The organism is Dactylosporangium sp. CA-233914 (genome assembly GCF_050942935.1).
GTDB lineage: Bacteria > Actinomycetota > Actinomycetes > Mycobacteriales > Micromonosporaceae > Dactylosporangium.
On record NZ_CP192030.1, the window covers coordinates 2,219,720 to 2,238,548 of the forward strand.

Consider the following 18,829-nt stretch of genomic DNA (forward strand, 5'->3'; position numbering starts at 1 on the left):
CGCCGGGCGCGGCACGGCCTCGCCCCCGTTCGGACTGAACGATTTTGAGGGGTGGTTCGGCGTAAGGTCCTTGGCATGGCCGATGCGCTGGAGGTCGAGGTCGCGGGGCGGGCCGTGCGGCTCAGCAGCCCCGAGCGGGTGGTGTTTCCCGAGCGGGGGTTCACCAAGCGGGACGTGTTCGAGTACTACCTGGCTGTCGGGGACGGGATCATGCGGGCCCTCGGGAATCGGCCCACCACGCTGCAGCGGTTCCCCGAAGGGATCGATGGCGAGGCGTTCTTCCAGAAGCGGGTGCCCACCCGCGGGGTGCCGGGCTGGATCGAGACGGCGCGGATCGCGTTTCCCAGCGGGCGCAAGGCCGACGAGCTCTGCCCCGCCGACCTGGCTCACGTGGCCTGGGCGGCGCAGATGGGGACCATCGTGTTCCACCCCTGGCCGGTGCGGCGGGGGCATGTCGATCAGCCCGATGAGCTGCGCATCGACCTCGACCCGCAGCCCGGGACCGACTTCGCCGACGCCGTTGTCGTGGCCGGGGTGCTCAAGGGGGTCCTCGACGAGCTGGGGTTCGTCGGGTGGCCCAAGACCTCGGGTGGGCGGGGGCTGCACGTGTACGTGCGGATCAAGCCCTCGTGGAGCTTCGTCGAGGCCCGCCGCGCCGTGATCGCGCTGGCCCGCGAGGTCGAGCGGCGGGCGCCCGAGCTGGCCACGACCAGGTGGTGGAAGGAGGAGCGCGGCGAGCGGGTCTTCATCGACTTCAACCAGATGGCCCGCGACCGGACCATCGCCTGCGCGTACTCGCTGCGGGCCAACCCGCGCGCGACCGCCTCGACGCCGCTGCGGTGGGAGGAGCTCGGGGACGTCGAGCCCGACGATTTCGATCTGCGCACGGTGCCGGCCCGCATCGCCGAGATCGGGGACGCGCACGCCGGGATCGACGACGTGGCCTACGACATCAGCGAACTGCTGGAGTGGGCGGCCCGGGACGTGGCCAACGGCGAGGGGGACATGCCGTATCCGCCCGAGTATCCGAAGATGGAGGGCGAACCCATGCGCGTCCAGCCCAGCCGGGCGAGGAAAGCCGAGGCGTAGCCGGCATATCGTGGTCTCCCGGGCCGGGTGCGGCGGGCGGCCCGGGGCACGGCGGTCGGTGGTGGGTTACTTTTCGCAGGTTGTGCCGGCGGCAGGCACCTTCAGGTCGATCAGGTAGCGGTTTACCGCGTCGATGATGCAGCCCGTTTGCGGGTAGGCGGTGTGGCCCTCGCCCTTCCAGGTGACCAGTGTGCCGACGCCCAGCATCTTCGCCAGGGCCGGGGCCTGCTCGTAGGGGGTGGCGGGGTCGCCGGTCGTGCCGATCACGACGATGGGGGCCGAGCCGGTGGCCGGGCCGGTCGGGAACGGGTCGCGCTTGCCCGGCCACTGGGAGCACAGCAGGTTGAGCGCCAGGGGGCCGCCGAACAGCGGATACTTCTGCCGCCACTGGGACTGCAGCGCGCGGTCCTGTTCCAGCGTCGGCGTGTTGTCGGAGTCGGCGCAGTTGACGGCCGAGTTGGCGTCGAACATGTTGGAGTATTTGCCGCTGGGGTCGCGTTCGGCGTAGGCGTCGGCCAGCTGGAACAGCTTGTCCGCCTTGCCGTTGCGCAGGTCCTGCATCGCCTGGGCCAGCAGGCGCCAGGAGGACTCGCTGTAGAGCGAGGAGACCACCGCGGTGAAGACCCAGCCGGACGTGGCCTTGCGGCCGCCGGCGCCCTGGACCGGGGCCGTGCGGGCGTCCGCGATCGCCTTGGTGACCACCGCGCGGGCGTCGGGGGCGATCGGGCAGGACGTGGCGTTGCCGGTGCACCACTTGCTGAAATTCGTGAAGGCCAGCTCGAAGCCGGCCGCCTGCTTCTCCGCCGCCTGCTGCATCGTGAGCGTCGGGTCCACGGCGCCGTCGAGCACCAGGGCGCGGACGTTCTTCGGGAACAGCTGGGCGTAGACGGCGCCGAGCAGGGTGCCGTAGCTGTAGCCGAGGTAGGTCAGCTGCCGCTCGCCGACCGCCGCGCGCAGGGCGTCGAGGTCACGGGCCGTCTGCTCCGTGGAGAACAGGGGCAGCTTGTCGCCGTACTTGTCGCCGCAGCTCTGGGCCAGGCGCCGGGTCAGGGCGACGCTGGTCTGGAAGCCCTCGTCGCTGACCGGGTCGGGGTCGATGCCGAAGTTCTGGTCCAGGTCGGCGTCGGAGAAGCACTTGACCGGCGAGGAGCGGCCGACGCCGCGCGGGTCGAAGCCGATGATGTCGAAGCGGCGCACGATCTCGGCCGGCAGGTAGACCGAGCGGTAGACGCCGTACTCGAAGCCGGAGCCGCCCGGCCCGCCCGGGTTGATGAACAGCGAGCCGACGCGGTCGCGCTGGGTGGTGGAGCGGCCGCGGACCAGGGCGATGTCGAACGTGCCCGAGTCCTTCGGGCGGGCCCAGTCCTGAGGGACCTTCACGGTGGCGCACGAGAACTGCACGTTCTGCGGCGGGGTCGGGAAGACGCCCTTGTACGCGTCCGGGCACGCCTTCCAGTCCGCGGCCGGGATGTCCAGCCCGCCGGACTGCGAGGCGTTGCCGGCGCCGGAGGACTGGGCCGACGGCTTGTCCAGGGCGCGGCCCGAGGTGGGCCTGGTGAACTCCGGCGGCGGCTTGGTGCAGCCGGCGGCCAGGGCGACGACGAGCAGCAGCGGCAGGAGCAGCAGCCTCTTCGACCGGGTCACGGGCGGCCCGCCAGCACCGACTCGACGTCGAAGCGCACGGGCCGGTCCAGCTGCTCATAGGTGCAGGAGCTCGGGTCGCGGTCCGGCCGCCAGCGCTTGAACTGGGCGGTGTGGCGGAACCGGTCGCCCTCCATCGCGTCGTAGCCGACCTCGACGACCAGCTCGGGGCGCAGCGGCACGAACGACAGGTCCTTCTTGCCGGTCCAGCGGCTCACGGCGCCGGGCACCCGGGTCCCGGCCTCGGCCGGCGCCGACTCCAGGCTCGTGGCCGCGCTGCCGGGGAGCTGGCCGGCCCAGTTCCACGGGTGGTCCTCGATGCCCTCGCGATATTGCGCGAGCTCCTCGACCAGCTCGGCCCGCCGCTCGCGGGTGAAGGAGGCGGCGACGCCGACGTGGTGCAGCCGCCCCTCCTCGTCGTAGAGGCCCAGCATCAGCGATCCCACGATCGGCCCGTCCTTGTGCCAGCGGAACCCGGCGACGACGGCGTCCGCCGTGCGTGAGTGCTTGATCTTGAACATGGCGCGCTTGCCCGGCTCGTAGGCTCCGTCGGCCGGCTTGGCGATCACCCCGTCGAGCCCGGCGCCCTCGAACCGCTCGAACCAGTCCTGGGCGACGGCGATGTCCGTGGTCACCGGGGTGACGTGCACCGGCGGCTTCACCCCGTCGAGCGCCTCGGCCAGGCGGGCACGGCGCCGCGCGTAGCCCTGCCCGACGAGCGACTCGTCGCCGATGGCCAGCAGGTCGAAGGCGACGAACGAGGCCGGGGTCTGCTCGGCGAGCAGCCGCACCCGGGAGGCGGCCGGGTGGATGCGCTGGCCGAGCAGCTCGAAGTCGAGCTTCGGCTCGCCGTGGTCGCGGCGGATCACGATGATCTCGCCGTCGACGACGCAGCGGGGCGGCAGCTGGGCCCGCACCTGCTCCACGACCTCGGGAAAGTATCTGGTCAGGGTCTTGCCGCCGCGGCTGGCGAGCTCGACCTCGTCGCCGTCGCGGAACACGATGCAGCGGAACCCGTCCCACTTCGGCTCATAGCTCATGCCAGGGGCGCTGGGCAGGCTGGGGATGCTCTTGGCGAGCATCGGCTCGACTGGCGGCAGGACAGGCAGCTCCACGTGGCCAAGTCAACCACACAGGTACGACAAGATTCCGGCCCGGAAATCAGAAACGCGAAGGTCTGGAAATCAGAACCGGGCGAAGGACCGGATCCGTACGCGCGGGCCGAACCGCGGCGCGCCGATCCCCGACCGGGCGATGAGCCCGCAGACCCGGCCCCGGTGCGGCGCGAACGGCGCGAGCAGGACCAGCATCTCCTCGTCGGTGCCGCGGGCGGCCCCGGTCAGGGCGAACGCCACGTTGTTCTTGATGTTGTAGTCGCCGACGGATACGACGTCGGCGTCGCCGTACGCCGCCCGGGTCACCTCCGCCGCCGTCCACGGCCCGATCCCGGCGATGCTGACCAGCCGCGCCGTGCAGCTCACCGCATCGGGGCAGCGCTCCAGCGCGGCCGCCTGCGCGGCGGCCCGCCGCAGGGTGTCGGCCCGCTTCCGCTCGATGCCCAGCGGGTGGAGGGCCCAGTACGGCGTCGCCGCGATCACCCCGGGCTCCGGCGGCAGGAAGAGCCCGGCGCGCGGGCCGGGCGCGGGCTCGGAGAACCTGCGCAGCAGCCGCACGTAGCCGTCGCGGGCCTCCTTGCCGGAGACCTTCTGCCCGAGGATCGCCGGCACGAGGTGGTGGAAGACCCGGCCAGTGGCGCCGATGCGCAGGCCGGCGTGCTCGCGGGCGAGCCGGTGCACGAGCGGGTGGGCGCGGGCGAGCTCGGCGAAGCCGGTCACGTCGTCGCGCAGCCCGGCGATCGCGTCGGCGCGCTCCAGCAGCCAGCCGGCGCCCGGGCCGTACGCCTGCCAGGTCAGCTCCTCCCCGGCCAGATCGAACCGCAGCGTGCCGGGGCCTGCGGGGGTGCGGGTGGCGAACCAGGACGTCCGCGGGCCGGCGGCCAGGGTGGGGTCGCCGTGGATGAGGGCCAGGCCGCGCATCGTGCCGGCCAGGTCGTACCGCGGCGGAACTTTCACGCCGCGGCCCGCGAGAGGGCCCGGTGCAGCAGCCGGGCGTCGCCGAGCATGGCGCGCAGCTTACGCTCCAGCCCGGCGATCGGCACCAGGTTCTGCGGCGCGCGGGGGTCCTTGTACGCCTGCGAGGCGAACCGCGGCAGCGTGACCGCCGACAGGTGCGCCAGCGCCACCGCGGCGGCGTGCGTCAGGTCGGCCGAGCACTCGACGCGCACGATCCCGGACCAGGGAGCTCCGGCCGGCCCAGGCAGGCGCAGGTACCAGGCGAACCGGTTCCACGACGTGCCGAGCAGGAACACCGGCGTGCGCTGCCCGCCGCGCAGGGCGGTCACCACGGCGGTGAGCTCCGCCGGCAGGTACTCCACCCGGTGCGTCTTGATGTAGCCCAGCGCCCGCGGCAGGTGCGCCCGCTCCTGCAGCGGCCCGTCGACGACGAGCAGGTCGTCGTCGGTGCGCTCCTCGCCGGAGACGCCCACCTCCAGGGCCCGCATGTGCCGCTGGACGCCGAGCGCGAGGTCCTTCGGCTCGCCGCGGGAGACGCGCCTTCCGGGGTACCGGATGCTGCCCGCCACGATCGCCGGCAGGTGCTCGACCGGCGTGAACAGCCCCCGCTCGATCCGCGTCGTGGCGATCTGCGCGGCCCCGCGGTCGAGGTCGCAGCGGACCACCCCGGCGGCGTAGGAGGCGGCGATCCCGGGGTGGGTGGTGCCGGTGTCGTCGGTGATCCAGACCCGGGCGTCGATGCGCTGCACCCCGTCGACGATGAGCACGGTGCCGGGCGGGCGCAGGCCGGGCGGCGGGTCGAGCGGCCGCCACGCGTCCGCGGGCAGCTCGACGTCCGGCTCGACCTGTGCACTGCTCTGCCCCTGCGGCCCCTCCGAGGCCTCGAAGGATTGGCCGTACCCCGGATCCCAGGCATCGACGTGGAGCTTCACAGCCCGACCCGTTCGATCCGGGCGGTCCGGGCGTCGCGGCGCACCTCGAAGCGGACCGGGATCCGCTCGGCCAGGGCCCCGACGTGGGTGACGACGCCGACCATGCGGTCCCCGCGGGCGGCCAGGTTCTCAAGCGTCACCGCCACCGTGTCCAGCGTCGCGGTGTCCAGGGTGCCGAAGCCCTCGTCCAGCACGATCGACTCCAGGCTCGCCGACGCCGCCGACAGGCCCGCGAGCTGCTCGGACAGGGCCAGCGCGAGGGAAAGCGAGGCCTGGAACGTCTCGCCGCCGCTCAGGGTCCGCACGGCGCGGCGCAGCCCGGCGTCGTGGTGGTCGACGACGTAGAACTCGCCCTTGTCGTGGCCGAGGTCGTACTGCCCGCCGGAGAGCTCCCGCAGCGTGCTGGACGCCCCGTCGACCAGCGTGTCGAGCGCCTCGGCGAGCAGCCAGCGCTCGAACCGGTCGGCCCGCAGGTGCTGGGCGAGGGCCTTGGCGACCTGGGCCTCGCGCGCCAGCTCGTCGCGCTGGGCGCGCATCCGCTCGGCGTCGGCGCGCCGCTCCTCGATGCGCCGCCTGGCCGCGTCGGCGCGCTCCAGGGCGACGGCGGCGTCGCGGACCGGGTCGCCGCCGGGCGCCGGCAGCCCGGCCCCGGTGAACGCGGCGGCCAGCTCGTCGCGCACGTCGCCGGCGCGCCGCTCGGCCGCGGCGACCTCGTCGAGCGTGGCCTGGCGCCCGGCCCGGCGACGCCCGGCCTCGCCGGTGGCCCAGGCGTGCAGGGTCGACCAGGCATCGGCGAGGTCGTCGCGGTTGGCCGGCGGCGGGGCGAACGCGGCGAGCCCGTCGCGCGCGGTGTCGAAGCCGCGCCAGGCGGTCCGCAGCCGCTCCTCGGCCCGGTCGGCCTGGCCGGCCGCGGTGCGGTGGGCCTCGCGGGCCTTGCGGACCTCGGCCCCGGCCTGGTCCAGCCGCCGGGTGAGCGCCGCGATCCCGTCGAGGTCGCGCTGCAGCACCTCGGCCGGGGGAGCGCCCTCGAGCTCGCGATCCAGCGCCTCGACCCGCTGCGCGAACTGCTGAGCGTGCGCCCGCGCGGCGGCGAGCCCGCGGTCGAGGTCGCGCACCGCGCGGTCGCGCTCCTCCACCACGCGATCCGCGGCCTCGCTGCGCTTGCGTGCCCGCTTTCCGGCGGTCTCGGCGGCGGCGACGGCCGAGTCGTGCGGCACGGCCGGCAGCTCGTGGACGGTCTGCGTGCAGACGGGGCAGGAGTCGCCGACCTTCAGGTGCGGCCGCAGGGCCACGGCGCGGTCGGTGGCGACGGCGGCCTGATAGGCCTCGCGAGCGGCCTCCAGATCGGCCAGGGCCGAACGCGCGTCGGCGCGGGCCGACTCCAGCGCCGCGGCGGCCGTGGTGTGCTCGCGCTCCGCGGCCGTGACAGCCGAACGAACCGAGGAGGACTCGGCCACGAGACGTGCGCGTTCGGCGTGGCGGTCCAGCAGGCGGCGCAGGGCCGTGGCGTCGCCGGCGGACTGCAGCTCGCCGCGCAGCTTCTCCTCCCGCTCCTCGGCCGCCCGGGCGGCGTCCATCGCCCCGGCGACCGCCGCGCGCGCGGTGGCGGCGGAGGCGGCCAGGCCGGCCGCATCGGACGGTACTGTCACAGCTGAAAGGCGGGCGATCTGCGCATCGAGCGTGTCCAGCGTGGCCTTCGCGCTTGTGGCGGCGTGCCCGGCGTCGGCCAGCCGCGGCGCGATCTCCTCCACGGCGGCGGCGACCCCGCGCAGGCTCTCGACCCGCCTGGCGGCCGCGGCCAGGGTGGCGTCGTCGATGTCGGTGAAGGCGTGCAGCGTGTCGTCGAGGACCTTGAGCTTCGCCTCGGCGGTGGCGCCCTCGGTCTGGGCGCGCTCGCGGATGCGGCCGTACACCTCCAGCCCGAGCAGGTTGACCAGGATCTTCTGCCGCTCGGCGGGCTTGGCGTGCAGGAACGCGGCGAACTCGCCCTGCGGCAGCACGACGCACTTGGTGAACTGCTCGTAGGGCATCCCGACCACGGTCAGCACCGCGGTGTCGACCTCGCCGGGCGTGCCGGCCAGGACCTCGGCGATGTCCTGCTGCTCCAGGCCGGACTCGAGCTTGCCGAGGTCGAGCCCGGGCGCGAGCATCTCCAGGCCCGCGTGCTTGGTGGTGACGGCGCCCTTGGCGTCACGGCGCACGACCCGCGTGAGCACGTATCGCTTCTGGGCCGACTCGAAGATCAGCCGCACCCGGGCCTCGGCGGCCGACGGGGCGAGGGCGTTGGCGATGGCGCGCCGGTCGCCCCAGCGGGGCACCGTGCCGTACAGCGCGAAGCACATCGCGTCGAGCACCGTGGACTTGCCCGAGCCGGTCGGCCCGACCAGCGCGAAGAAGTCCGTGTCGGTGAAGTCCACGGTCGTCGGCTCGCGGAACACGGTGAAGCCGTCGAGGTCCAGCCGAATGGGCCTCATGAGTGCATCACCTCGTCGTGCAGGCGGTGGAACAGGGCCACGGTCGCCTCGTCGGCGTGCCCGCGCTGGTCGAGGTAGTCGGAGAAGAGCTCGCCCGCGGAGCGCCCGGCTCGGGCCCGCTCGGCCTTGCCCGAGCCGGAGCCGGGCAGCAGCTTGGGGTCGATGCGCACCTCCAGGGCCTTGGGCAGCAGCTCCTGGACCTCCTCGCGCAGGCCGGCGCGGGGGGCCTCCTGGACGTACACCCGCAGCCACGCCTCGCCGGTCTTCAGCGTCGCCAGCTGCGCCAGCGTGCCGCGGACGGTGCGCAGCGACGTCGCGACGGGCAGCGGGACCTCCCGGACCCGGGCCGCGGTGGCGGCGGTGACGTCGACGACCGCGGCGGAGGCGAGGTTCTCCTCCTCGCCGAAGTCGATCGGCAGCGGGCTGCCGCTGTAGCGGATCGGGCAGGGGCCGCTGACGTTCTGGGCGCGGTGCAGGTGGCCCAGCGCCGCGTAGTGCACGGAGGACGGGAAGACCGAGGCGGGCACGGCGTACCCCATGATCGTGTGCGCCTCCCGCTCGCCGCCGCCCATCGTGGCGCCGATGACGGTCAGGTGCGCGGTCAGCAGGTTCACCGTGTTCGTGCCGAATCCCTGCGCGAGCCGGTTGACGAGGTCGCCGATGTGGTGCGCGTAGGACTGGGTGATCTCCGCCGCCGAGAGCTCGAACATCTCGCTGGCGCGCACGGCGTAGCGCTGCGACAGGAACGGCAGCGCGATGAGCCGCCACTGCTCTCCACCACCGGTAGTCCCGGACAGCAGATGCTCCTCGGGCTTGCCGATGGCCCCGCGGACGGTGATGCCGGCGGCCTCGGCCCACGGGCGCAGCGCGTCGAGGGCCTTGCCGTTGTCATGGTTGCCGCCGATGACCACGACCTCGGCGCCGGTTCTGCGCAGGGCCGAGAGCCCCCGGGTGACGATCTTCGTGGACTCCGGCGTCGGGGTCGCGGTGTCGTAGAGATCGCCGGCGACGATCACCAGGTCGGGCTGTTCGGCCTTCGCGATGTCGACCAGGCCGTTGATCGCCGCGATGTGGTCGGCCGAGCGGGACTGTCCCTTGAGGACCTTGCCGACGTGCCAGTCGGAGGTGTGCAGGACGCGCAAACCCGTGTCCTTCCTTAGAACGGAATGTCGTCATCGCTGATGCCGCCGGCGCCGACCCGGGCCACGACGGCGAACGGGTCGGTGGCGGCCTGGGCGATCGAGCGCAGCGTCGAGGACGGGGGAGGGCCGGCCTCCGCGGGCCGGGTCGCCCACGACGGGAACGGGAACTCGATGCACAGCGGCACCGGGATCTCCGGCTGCGACACGAACATGGTGCCGGGCTTGGCCAGCAGCGCCCGCTGGCGCTGGGCGGGCGGGAGGAAGCCGTACTCGGGCCGCGACGCCTCCGCCGGGTCCAGGCGCCCGACGACCCGGATCGCCGAGTTCGCCACGATCCGCCGCTCCACCTCGCTCGCGGTCTGCTGCGCGCCGATGAGCACCACGCCCAGCGACCGCCCGCGCTCGGCGATGTCCAGCAGCACCTCCTTGATCGGGCTGGTGCCCTCCCGCGGCGCGTACTTGTTCAGCTCGTCGAGCACCACGAACAGCAGCGGCTTGGCGGTCCCGGCCTTCTCCTTGCGCTCGAACTCGGTGCGCAGGGTCACGCCGACGACGAAGCGCTGCGCCCGGTCCGGCAGGTTGTGCAGGTCCACGACGGTGACCTGGGCCGACTCGGCGGTGTTGATCTGGTGCGGCTTGCGCTGCGCGAGGTCGCCGCGGATGAGCCGGGACAGGTCCTTCTTGCTGCCGATGAGCCGGCGGGCGAAGGCGTTGACGGTGCCGAGGCCGACCGCGCTGCCGGCCCACTGCCCGCGGGTGGCGTCGTCGTTGAGCTGCTCGACGAGGTAGTCGACGAGGTCGGCGTAGGAGTTCAGGCGGGTGCCGTCGACGGCGACGCCGCCCTCGGCCGGCTGCGCGACGCGCGCCAGGTGGGCGGTGACGGAGTGCACCACCATCGTGTACTGCTGGCGCTCGTCGTCGGCGTCGGCGAAGACGTACGGCAGGAGGCGATCGGTGCAGAACTCCGTCAGCGTCCAGTAGAACGCGTCCACGCCCGACAGGCGGCTGCTCACGTCCGGGGTGCCGGAGGAGTCGCCGGCCCGCGGCGGGGCGTAGACCCGCACGTCCGGGAAGGGGCCCGCGACCAGGCCCAGGCGCGCGTACGCGTCCTCGGTCTGCGGGACCAGGCGGCTGTTGGGGTGGTCCAGGAAGAGCAGGTCCTCGCCCTTGACGTTGAAGATCAGCGCGCGGGTGTTGGCCGTCTCCCCGGCGCCGCCGAGCACGCCGGAGCGGAAGACGGAGTACAGCAGGAAGGTCGCGAAGCTGGTCTTGGTCGCCACGCCGGAGATGCCGGAGATGGACACGTGGGCGCCCCGCGAGCCGTCGAGGAAGTCGGCGTTGAGATACATCGGCGCACCGTCGCGCCCGAAGCCCATCGGGATGGTGCGGTCCATCCGGTCGAAGTAGAGCGCCCCGGCCCGCGCGTCGCCCTGCGCCCGGTGGACCAGCGCGCCCGGGGTCGGCGGGACGTACACCTCCGGGTCGACCCGGGTCGTGGTGATCTCGGCGGCCTCCTGGATCGTCGCCGGCAGCGTGCCGTCGGCGACCAGGAACACGTCGGAGTCGAACACGACCCCCTCGTGCCGGGCCCGCACCGCGGTCACGACGCCGGCGATCGTCACCGGGTCGTGTTCGGGCAGGTCACGCTCGGTGACGACGACGTCGTCGAGCTGGAGGTAGGCGCCGTCCTCCACGGCGACCCAGAAGGTCAGCGGCGTGGCGTCGGCCGTGCCGAGCACGCGCCCGACGATCGGACCGCCCGGAGCCGGCGCGGACTCGTCCTCCATGGTGTCGACCCCCAGTACATGTGTTCGCCTGTGCATCGTGCCCCACCATCGCCGCGAGGTCGAAGGCACCACGCCAGCGGTGGATGGATGAGTGTCCGATTCAACTGGACAAAACGGTACGAAACCGGCCGAGACACACCTTTGTCCACAGGCCCGCGGCCGGTTTTCCACAGGGCTGTGGATGGGCCTGTGGTTATCGGGAGTGCCGCAGGAACAGCAACCCGTCGTCGAGCAGGACGTGACGCAGCGTGAGATGGGTTGGTGCGTCCACGCCCGGCCCCGCGGTGATGCGGCCGGCGCCGGGCCCGGCCAGCAGCGGCGAGAGCGTCAGGCACAGCTCGTCGACGAGCCCGGCCGCGGTGAGCGAGCCGAACAGCCGCGGCCCGCCCTCGCTGAGGATGTGCGCCAGGCCGCGCTCGCGCAGCGCCGCGATGCCGGCCGCCAGGTCCACCTCGCCGTCACCCACCGCGACGATGTCGGCGACCTCGGCCAGCCGGCCGGGCTCGGCGCCGGCGTGGGTGAGCACGATCGGGCGGACCGGGGCCTCGGCGAGCGCGCGGTGGCCCGGGTCGAGGTCGAGGCGCGCGGAGACGACGACCAGGACGGGGTACTCCGGCAGGCCGTTCGCCGCCCGCCAGGCGCGGCGGCCGGCGTCGAGGCGCAGCGCGTGGTATCCCTCCTCGCGCACCGTTCCCGCCCCCACCACGAGCGCGTCGCACAGCATGCGCAGCACCCCGAAGACCCGCTTGTCGGCCGGGCCGGACAGCGGCTCGCTGCGCCCGTCCACGTGCCCGGCCCCGTCGAGGCTGGAGACGAAGTTCAGTCGCAGCCACGGCCCGGGCGGGGGCCGGTAGAGATCGACGAGGTCGGATGGCTGGTCGGCCGCCGGGTAGAGCTTGCGCACCTGGAAACCCTACTCGCCCGGATCATGCGTTCCTGCTGCGCGGCGCGGCCCGTACACCCGACAATGGCTCCACCATGGCTCGCATGATCTACCAGCTGCGCATCGCGCTGCGGGACGTCGACCCGCCGGTCTGGCGGCGGGTGCTCGTGCCCGGCGCGTTCACCCTGGACCGCCTGCACCGGGTGATCCAGTTCGCGATGGGCTGGAGCGACCGGCACCTGCACGTGTTCGACATCGACGGGGTGCAGTACGGGGTGCCGGACCCCGACGGGCTGCTGGAGGTCCGCGACGAGATCGAGTACCGCCTCGACGCCGTGGTGGGCAGGGGATCGCGGCTACGATACACCTACGACTTCGGCGACTGGTGGGAGCACGAGGTGACGGTCGAGGACGTGGCCCCGGCCGACCTCGGCGCCCGCTATCCGGTGTGCGCCGGCGGCGAGCGGGCGTGCCCGCCGGAGGACGTGGGGGGCACGGCCGGCTACCGCGAGTTCCTCGCCGCGTACGCCGACCCGTACCACCCCGACCATGCCGCCATGCACGAATGGCTCGGCCGCCCGTTCGACCCCGCCGCGTTCGACCCGGGGCCGCGCACCACCCTCCTGCGCCGCATGACCTAGATCGATGGTCCGGTAAGTTTCGCCGCCGGTACCGATGCGTTCTCGTCGATAGAAACTCCTATCGCATCGATGGGTCCAGCCCCGCATGCGGGTCATGACCCTGCGTAGAACCCGGCAAAGTGCCATGGCGCGATAAAGCCGTACAAATCGCCCCTAAGAAATCTTGCGGTAACGAAATGGGAACGCTCCCATTGCCCCATTGACACGTCGGCGTTCGCAGTCCAGGCTCATGGGAGCGCTCCCGCGGCTGTGGCCGGTGACACACCCCGCAGCCGTGGGAGACATCAACTCGCATGTCCGCCATACCCCGGCGGGGATTCCAGTGTGCCCGCCGCCGCACGCATCAACACCCCCACACCCGCACACCCATCACGACCTGAGAGAGGGGTCAGGATGAGCTTCACCTCGCGCCGCATGCGATCCGTCGCCGCGGCCGCGCTGACCGTCGGGCTCGCCCTCGGCATCGGCGCCTGCAGTGCCAAGAAGGACGAAGGCGGCTCCGACGGCAGCAACGGGCCCGTCACCATCTCGCTGTCCTACTTCGGCACGCCCGGGTTCACGCAGGCCGTCAAGGACTTCGAGGCCGCGAACCCGAACATCAAGGTCGACGTCAAGAACGAGGGCCAGACCAAGGACTTCGTGCCGAAGCTGGCCCAGCAGCTGTCCGCCGGCAGTGGCGCGAGCGACGTGGTCATGCTCGAAGAGGGCATGCTCCTGCAGTACCTGAAGGACAACAAGTCCTTCGCGAACCTGCTCGACCTGGGCGCCTCCTCGCTGGAGAGCGAGTACCTGCCGTTCAAGTGGAAGAACGCGTTCACCGCGGACGGCAAGAAGCTCGTCGGCCTCGGCACCGACGTCGGCCCGCTGGCCATGTGCTACCGCACCGACCTCTTCCAGAAGGCCGGCCTGCCGATCAGCCGCGACGAGGTCAGCAAGCTGTGGCCGACCTGGGACGACTACGTCAAGCAGGGTGAGAAGTTCAAGGCCGCGAACACCGGCGCCGCGTGGATCGACTCGGCGACGTCGATCATGCAGCCGTACATCATGCAGAACGCCGACACGTGGTTCTACGACAAGAGCGACAAGTACATCGGCGACAGCAACCCGGCCGTGCGGACGGCCTACAACCTGGGCCTGGACATGGCCGCCAAGGGCCTGACCGCGAAGCTGGCCCGCTGGCAGGCCGACTGGGACGCCGCGTTCAAGAACGCCGCGTTCGCGACCGTGCCGTGCCCGCCGTGGTACACGGGTGTCATCAAGGAGCGGGCCGGCGACGCCGGCAAGAACAAGTGGGACATCGCCTCGATCCCCGGCAAGGGCGGCAACTGGGGCGGCTCGTACCTCGCCATCCCGGAGCAGAGCAAGAACAAGAAGGCCGCGTTCGAGCTCGTGAAGTTCCTGACCGGCAAGCAGGGTGGCATCGACGCCTTCAAGGAGGCGGGCCCGCTGCCGTCGTCGAACGCGGCCCTGGCCGACCCGCAGATCGCCGGCGCGACGAACGAGTACTTCAACAACGCCCCGGTCGGCAAGATCTACGTCGACGCGGCGAAGACCCTCAAGCCGATTTACCTGGGCCCGAAGCACCAGGCCCTGTGGGAGAACGGCTTCGAGCCGGCCATGCAGGCCGCTGAGCAGGGCAAGCTCTCCGCTGCGGCGGGCTGGGACAAGGCCATCAAGGACAGCAAGGCGCTGGCCGAAGGCTGATCGGTAGCCGATCGACACCGGGCGGAGGTGGCGGCAACTCGCCACCTCCGCCCGCTAGCGACCGGCAACCGCACGCTACGGAAGAAGGACCACCACCATGACCACCAACGTCGGGGTCGCCCGGCCTCGTCACGGGCGACAGGACCAGGTGACGCCGCCGAGGCGGCGCTCCGTACGTATCGGCCGGCTGGACCTCAAGATCTCGCCGTACCTCTTCGTCGCGCCGTTCTTCGTGCTGTTCGCGGTGTTCGGCGCCTACCCGCTCGTCTACACCGCGGTCCTGTCGCTGCGCAAGAACACGCTCACCGGCGGCGACCAGGGCTTCGTCGGCTTCGAGAACTACTCCAAGGTCCTCACCGACGAGCACTTCTGGATCGTCATCGGCAACACGTTCGGCCTGTTCATCGTCTCGACCGTGCCGCAGCTGATCGCGGCGCTGATGATCGCGAGCTGGCTGAACAAGAAGATGCGCGCCCGCACCGCGATCCGCATGGGCGTGCTGGTCCCGAACATCACCTCGGTCGCCGCCGTCGGCATCGTCTTCGGCCTCATCTTCGCCGACCGCTACGGCCTGGCGAACTGGCTGATCCAGAGCGTCGGCTTCGACCCGATCGAGTGGCGCAACCACCGCTGGTCCTCGTGGACCGCGATCGCCTTCATGGTCGACTGGCGCTGGACCGGCTACAACGCGCTGATCTACCTCGCCGCGATGCAGGCCATCCCGAAGGAGCTCTACGAGTCGGCCTCGCTGGACGGCGCCTCGGCGATGCGCCGCTTCTGGCGGATCACGGTCCCGCTGATCCAGCCGACGATCCTCTTCACGGTGATCATCTCGACCATCGGCGGCATGCAGCTGTTCACCGAGCCGCTGCTGTTCAACTACGGCCGCATCCAGGGCGGCTCGCTCAACGAGTTCCAGACCGTCGCGATGTACATCTACGAGACCACGTTCTCCAACAACTTCAACGTGGGCAAGGGTTCGGCGATCTCCTGGCTGCTGTTCCTGATCATCCTCATCTTCGCGCTGGTCAACTTCCTGCTGGTTCGTCGGTCGGTCAAGGGGACGACGTCATGAGCACGATGACTCCCGTCAAGTCCGCCCGCCCGCCCGCCGGCCCGGCGCCCAAGCGCGCCGGCAAGGTCCGCAGCGCCTCCGCGGCGCTGTGGGAGGCCAGCCCGCTGACGTACCTCGCGCTGATCATCACGATCGTGCTGTCGGTCTTCCCGATCGTGTGGTCGTTCATCGTGGCGTCGCGGGACAACAGCGCGGTGTCGTCCATCCCGCCGCCGCTCCTGCCGGGCCCGAACTTCTTCTCCAACGCCCAGCGGGTGCTGGAGAACACCGACGCCAACTTCGTCTACGGCCTCATCAACTCGGCCATCGTGTCGAGCTGCGTGACGCTGTCGGTGGTGTTCTTCTCCACCCTGGCCGGCTTCGCGTTCGCCAAGCTCAAGTTCCGCGGCAAGAACGCGCTGCTGCTCGTCATCATCATGACGATGATGATTCCGACGCAGGTCAACATCATCCCGCTGTACCTGCTGATGGTGAAGTTCGACTGGACCAACACGCTGCAGGCGGTCATCGTGCCCTTCCTGGTCAAGGGCTTCGGCGTGTTCATGATCCGGCAGTACGCCGAGTCCGCGATCAGCGACGAGCTGATCGAGGCGGCCCGCGTGGACGGCGCCTCGACGTGGCGCACCTACTGGAGCGTCGTGCTCCCGGCCCTGCGCCCCGCCGCCGCCGTCCTCGGCCTGCTGACGTTCATGGAGACGTGGAACGACTTCCTGTGGCCGTATGTGGTGCTCAACGGTGACACGCCGACCGTGCAGGTCTCGCTGAACATTCTGGCGACCGGTTACTACAAGACGGACTACGTGCAAGTCTTTACCGGGACAGCTCTGGCGATCGTGCCGCTGCTCATCGTGTTCATCGCATTCGGCCGCCAGATCATCGGCGGCATCATGGAAGGCTCGGTCAAGGCGTGAGCAACATCGACCCGCTGACGTTCCCACCCGGATTCCTGTGGGGGGCGGCGACCGCGTCGTACCAGATCGAGGGGGCGGCGGCCGAGGACGGCCGCACCCCGTCCATCTGGGACACGTTCAGCCACACCCCCGGGCGGACCAAGGGTGGCGACACCGGCGACGAGGCGTGCGACCACTACCACCGTTACCGCGAGGACGTCGCGCTGATGACCGATCTGGGGCTGGGCTCCTATCGGTTCTCCATCGCGTGGCCCCGCGTGCAGCCGGGCGGCCGCGGGTCGATGAACGACAAGGGGCTCGACTTCTACCAGCGGCTCGTGGACGAGCTGCTCGAGCAGGGGATCACGCCCTGGGTCACGCTGTACCACTGGGACCTGCCGCAGGAGCTCGAGGACGCCGGCGGCTGGCCGGCCCGCGACACCGCCCACCGGTTCGCCGAGTACGCCGCGCTCGTGCACGGCGCGCTCGGCGACCGGGTGCGGCACTGGACCACGCTCAACGAGCCCTGGTGCTCGGCGTTGCTGGGCTACGCCTCCGGCGTGCACGCCCCGGGCCGCAGGCACGCCCCCGACGCCCTCGCCGCCATGCACCACCTGCTGCTCGGCCACGGCGAGGCGGTCCGGGCGATCCGCGCGAACGACCCGCAGGCGCAGCTGGGCATCACGCTGAACCTCTACGCGATCTCGCCCGCGGACCCGGCCCGCGACGGCGACCTCGAGGCCGCCCGGCGCATCGACGGCCTGGCCAACCGCATTTTCCTGGATCCCGTACTCCGCGGTGCCTACCCGCAGGACGTGCGGGCGGACCTCGCCGGGATCAGCGACTTCGGCTTCGTCCACGACGGCGACCTGGAAACGATCGCCGCCCCGCTGGACCTGCTGGGCATCAACTACTACAGCCGGCACGTCGTCGCCGCGCCCGACCCCGGCGCGCCCGTCGAGCCCTACTGGCGGGCGCCGACGTCGTGGCCGGGCAGCGAGGACGTGCGGTTCCTCAAGCGAGCCGGCGTCCCGGTCACCGACATGGACTGGGAGGTCGACGCGCCCGGGCTCACTGAGACCCTGGTCCGGGTCGCGCGCGACTACCCGGCCATCCCGCTCTACGTCACCGAGAACGGGGCGGCGTACGTCGACGTCCCCGGCCCCGACGGGCAGATCGACGACGTCGAGCGGGCCGCGTACTTCGACGCGCACCTGCGCGCCGCGCTCGCCGCGCTCGAGCAGGGTGCCCCGCTGAAGGGGTACTTCGCGTGGTCGCTGCTGGACAACTTCGAATGGGCGTGGGGGTACACCAAGCGCTTCGGCCTCGTCGCCGTGGACTACACCACCCAGCAGCGCACGATGAAGACCAGCGGGCACCGCTACCGCGAGGTCATCAAGCGCAACGGCCTGGCCCAGTAGCGTGCACCGCCCGACACTTGACGAGGTCGCTGCCCTGGCCGGTGTCGGGCGCGGCACGGTCTCGCGGGTCATCAACGGCTCGCCGCAGGTGAGCGCGGAGGCGCGGGCGGCGGTGCAGAAGGCGATCGACGAGCTCGGGTACGTGCCCAACCGGGCCGCCCGCGCGCTCGTCACCCGCCGTACGGACTCGGTGGCGCTCGTCGTCTCCGAGTCCGAGGAGCGGGTCTTCGGCGAGCCGTTCTTCGCCGGCATCGTCCGCGGTGTCAGCTCGCACCTGGCCGACACCCAGATGCAGCTGTGGCTCGCCATGGCGCAGTCGGTCTCCGAGCGCGTGCTGGTCGAGCGACACCTCTCCGACCAGCACGTCGACGGCGTCCTGCTGCTGTCGCTGCACGACGACGACCCGCTACCCGGCCTGCTGGCCGGGCGTGGGCTGCCGACCGTCCTGGGCGGGCGCACCGCGCACATGCTCGAGGCGGCCGGCTTCACCGGTGACACTGCCGGTAACACCGACGGTCACAACGGGCACGGCGTCTCGTTCGTCGACAACGACAACGAGGGCGGCGCCCGGCTGGCCGTCGAGCACCTGCTCAACCTGGGGCGTCGCAGCGTCGCGGCGATCGCCGGCCCGCAGGACATGGGGGTCGGCAAGGCCCGCCTGCTCGGCTACCGGGAGGCACTGCGCCTCGCGTTTCAACCGTTCGACGACCGTCTCGTCGCATACGGCGACTTCAGCGAGGCGAGCGGCGCCGAAGCTATGTACCGCCTGCTGCATCTCAACCCGGGGCTCGACGCCGTCTTCGCCGCCTCCGACCTGATGGCCGCGGGGGCCATCCGAGCCCTGCGCGAGCAGGGCCGCCACGTCCCCGCGGACGTCGCCGTGGTCGGCTTCGAGGACTCCGCCGTGGCCCGGCAGACCCTGCCGCCGCTCACCACCGTGCACCAGTCGGTGGAGGGGATGGGTCGTGAGATGGCCAGGCTCCTGCTGGCCCGCATCGCCGGCGGGCCGGCCCACTCGACTGTGCTCGACACGCACCTCGTGGTGCGCGAGTCGGCCTAAGACCCCGCAGGAGGCAAC

The 18,829-nt window shown here is 71.9% G+C and carries 15 protein-coding genes; 7 read left to right on the forward strand and 8 right to left on the reverse strand.

Annotated elements, in window-relative coordinates:
• Nucleotides 1-75 precede the first annotated feature (75 nt).
• Entirely contained in the window at nt 76-1,089 is a 1,014-nt protein-coding gene (gene ligD, locus ACQPY0_RS10160; RefSeq protein ID WP_432987214.1) for a non-homologous end-joining DNA ligase, read from the forward strand.
• A gap of 66 nt (nt 1,090-1,155) precedes the next feature.
• Here ligD and ACQPY0_RS10165 read toward each other — a convergent pair whose 3' ends face one another.
• The 8 genes from ACQPY0_RS10165 to ACQPY0_RS10200 form a co-directional block, all read right to left on the reverse strand.
• Nucleotides 1,156-2,733, reverse strand: a complete 1,578-nt coding sequence (locus tag ACQPY0_RS10165) for an alpha/beta hydrolase (RefSeq protein ID WP_432987216.1) — start codon at nt 2,731-2,733, stop codon at nt 1,156-1,158.
• Nucleotides 2,730-3,845 (reverse strand): ATP-dependent DNA ligase, encoded by a 1,116-nt coding sequence (locus tag ACQPY0_RS10170; protein WP_432987218.1) that lies wholly within the window; start codon nt 3,843-3,845, stop codon nt 2,730-2,732. The genes ACQPY0_RS10165 and ACQPY0_RS10170 overlap by 4 nt, the downstream gene beginning before the upstream one ends.
• Before the next feature lie 69 nt (nt 3,846-3,914).
• Nucleotides 3,915-4,766 (reverse strand): DNA-3-methyladenine glycosylase family protein, encoded by an 852-nt coding sequence (locus ACQPY0_RS10175; protein WP_432995146.1) that lies wholly within the window; start codon nt 4,764-4,766, stop codon nt 3,915-3,917.
• 32 nt (nt 4,767-4,798) lie between these two features.
• On the reverse strand, nt 4,799-5,734 hold the full coding sequence (locus tag ACQPY0_RS10180) for a hypothetical protein (protein ID WP_432987220.1): 936 nt from the start codon (nt 5,732-5,734) through the stop codon (nt 4,799-4,801).
• Nucleotides 5,731-8,208: an AAA family ATPase gene (locus tag ACQPY0_RS10185; RefSeq protein ID WP_432987222.1), complete on the reverse strand. Its 2,478-nt coding sequence runs from the start codon at nt 8,206-8,208 to the stop codon at nt 5,731-5,733. Before ACQPY0_RS10185 ends, ACQPY0_RS10180 begins: the two co-directional genes overlap by 4 nt.
• The gene (locus tag ACQPY0_RS10190; RefSeq protein WP_432987224.1) at nt 8,205-9,350 is read right to left on the reverse strand and encodes an exonuclease SbcCD subunit D; all 1,146 of its coding nucleotides are present in this window, start codon (nt 9,348-9,350) and stop codon (nt 8,205-8,207) included. The genes ACQPY0_RS10185 and ACQPY0_RS10190 overlap by 4 nt, the downstream gene beginning before the upstream one ends.
• 14 nt (nt 9,351-9,364) lie before the next feature.
• On the reverse strand, nt 9,365-11,137 hold the full coding sequence (locus tag ACQPY0_RS10195) for an ATP-binding protein (RefSeq protein ID WP_432995148.1): 1,773 nt from the start codon (nt 11,135-11,137) through the stop codon (nt 9,365-9,367).
• Between the two features lie 193 nt (nt 11,138-11,330).
• Entirely contained in the window at nt 11,331-12,041 is a 711-nt protein-coding gene (locus ACQPY0_RS10200; protein WP_432987226.1) for a pyrimidine reductase family protein, read from the reverse strand.
• A 74-nt stretch (nt 12,042-12,115) separates the two neighbouring features.
• On the opposite strand from ACQPY0_RS10200, the gene ACQPY0_RS10205 reads away from it, so the two are divergent.
• From ACQPY0_RS10205 to ACQPY0_RS10230, 6 genes are all read left to right on the forward strand, one after another.
• Entirely contained in the window at nt 12,116-12,661 is a 546-nt protein-coding gene (locus ACQPY0_RS10205; protein ID WP_432987228.1) for a plasmid pRiA4b ORF-3 family protein, read from the forward strand.
• 393 nt (nt 12,662-13,054) lie between these two features.
• On the forward strand, nt 13,055-14,365 hold the full coding sequence (locus ACQPY0_RS10210; protein WP_432987230.1) for an ABC transporter substrate-binding protein: 1,311 nt from the start codon (nt 13,055-13,057) through the stop codon (nt 14,363-14,365).
• A gap of 97 nt (nt 14,366-14,462) precedes the next feature.
• Nucleotides 14,463-15,440 carry a carbohydrate ABC transporter permease gene (locus tag ACQPY0_RS10215; protein WP_432987232.1) on the forward strand — a complete coding sequence of 326 codons (978 nt, stop codon included), beginning with the start codon at nt 14,463-14,465 and terminating at the stop codon, nt 15,438-15,440.
• Nucleotides 15,437-16,351 (forward strand): carbohydrate ABC transporter permease, encoded by a 915-nt coding sequence (locus tag ACQPY0_RS10220; RefSeq protein WP_432987234.1) that lies wholly within the window; start codon nt 15,437-15,439, stop codon nt 16,349-16,351. The genes ACQPY0_RS10215 and ACQPY0_RS10220 overlap by 4 nt, the downstream gene beginning before the upstream one ends.
• Nucleotides 16,348-17,751 carry a GH1 family beta-glucosidase gene (locus ACQPY0_RS10225; RefSeq protein WP_432987236.1) on the forward strand — a complete coding sequence of 468 codons (1,404 nt, stop codon included), beginning with the start codon at nt 16,348-16,350 and terminating at the stop codon, nt 17,749-17,751. The genes ACQPY0_RS10220 and ACQPY0_RS10225 overlap by 4 nt, the downstream gene beginning before the upstream one ends.
• 1 nt (nt 17,752) lies before the next feature.
• Complete coding sequence (locus ACQPY0_RS10230) at nt 17,753-18,811, forward strand: LacI family DNA-binding transcriptional regulator (RefSeq protein ID WP_432987238.1); 1,059 nt, start codon at nt 17,753-17,755, stop codon at nt 18,809-18,811.
• The last annotated feature ends 18 nt before the right edge of the window (nt 18,812-18,829 follow it).

Bases quoted from the DNA above. Each gene is read 5' to 3' on its own strand.
- ACQPY0_RS10205 (WP_432987228.1), top strand. From the start codon at position 12,116: ATGGCTCGCATGATCTACCAGCTGCGCATCGCGCTGCGGGACGTCGAC.
- ACQPY0_RS10215 (WP_432987232.1), top strand. From the start codon at position 14,463: ATGACCACCAACGTCGGGGTCGCCCGGCCTCGTCACGGGCGACAGGAC.
- ACQPY0_RS10175 (WP_432995146.1), bottom strand. From the start codon at position 4,766: ATGCGCGGCCTGGCCCTCATCCACGGCGACCCCACCCTGGCCGCCGGC.
- ACQPY0_RS10210 (WP_432987230.1), top strand. From the start codon at position 13,055: ATGAGCTTCACCTCGCGCCGCATGCGATCCGTCGCCGCGGCCGCGCTG.
- ACQPY0_RS10220 (WP_432987234.1), top strand. From the start codon at position 15,437: ATGAGCACGATGACTCCCGTCAAGTCCGCCCGCCCGCCCGCCGGCCCG.
- ACQPY0_RS10195 (WP_432995148.1), bottom strand. From the start codon at position 11,137: ATGGAGGACGAGTCCGCGCCGGCTCCGGGCGGTCCGATCGTCGGGCGC.
- ligD (WP_432987214.1), top strand. From the start codon at position 76: ATGGCCGATGCGCTGGAGGTCGAGGTCGCGGGGCGGGCCGTGCGGCTC.
- ACQPY0_RS10185 (WP_432987222.1), bottom strand. From the start codon at position 8,208: ATGAGGCCCATTCGGCTGGACCTCGACGGCTTCACCGTGTTCCGCGAG.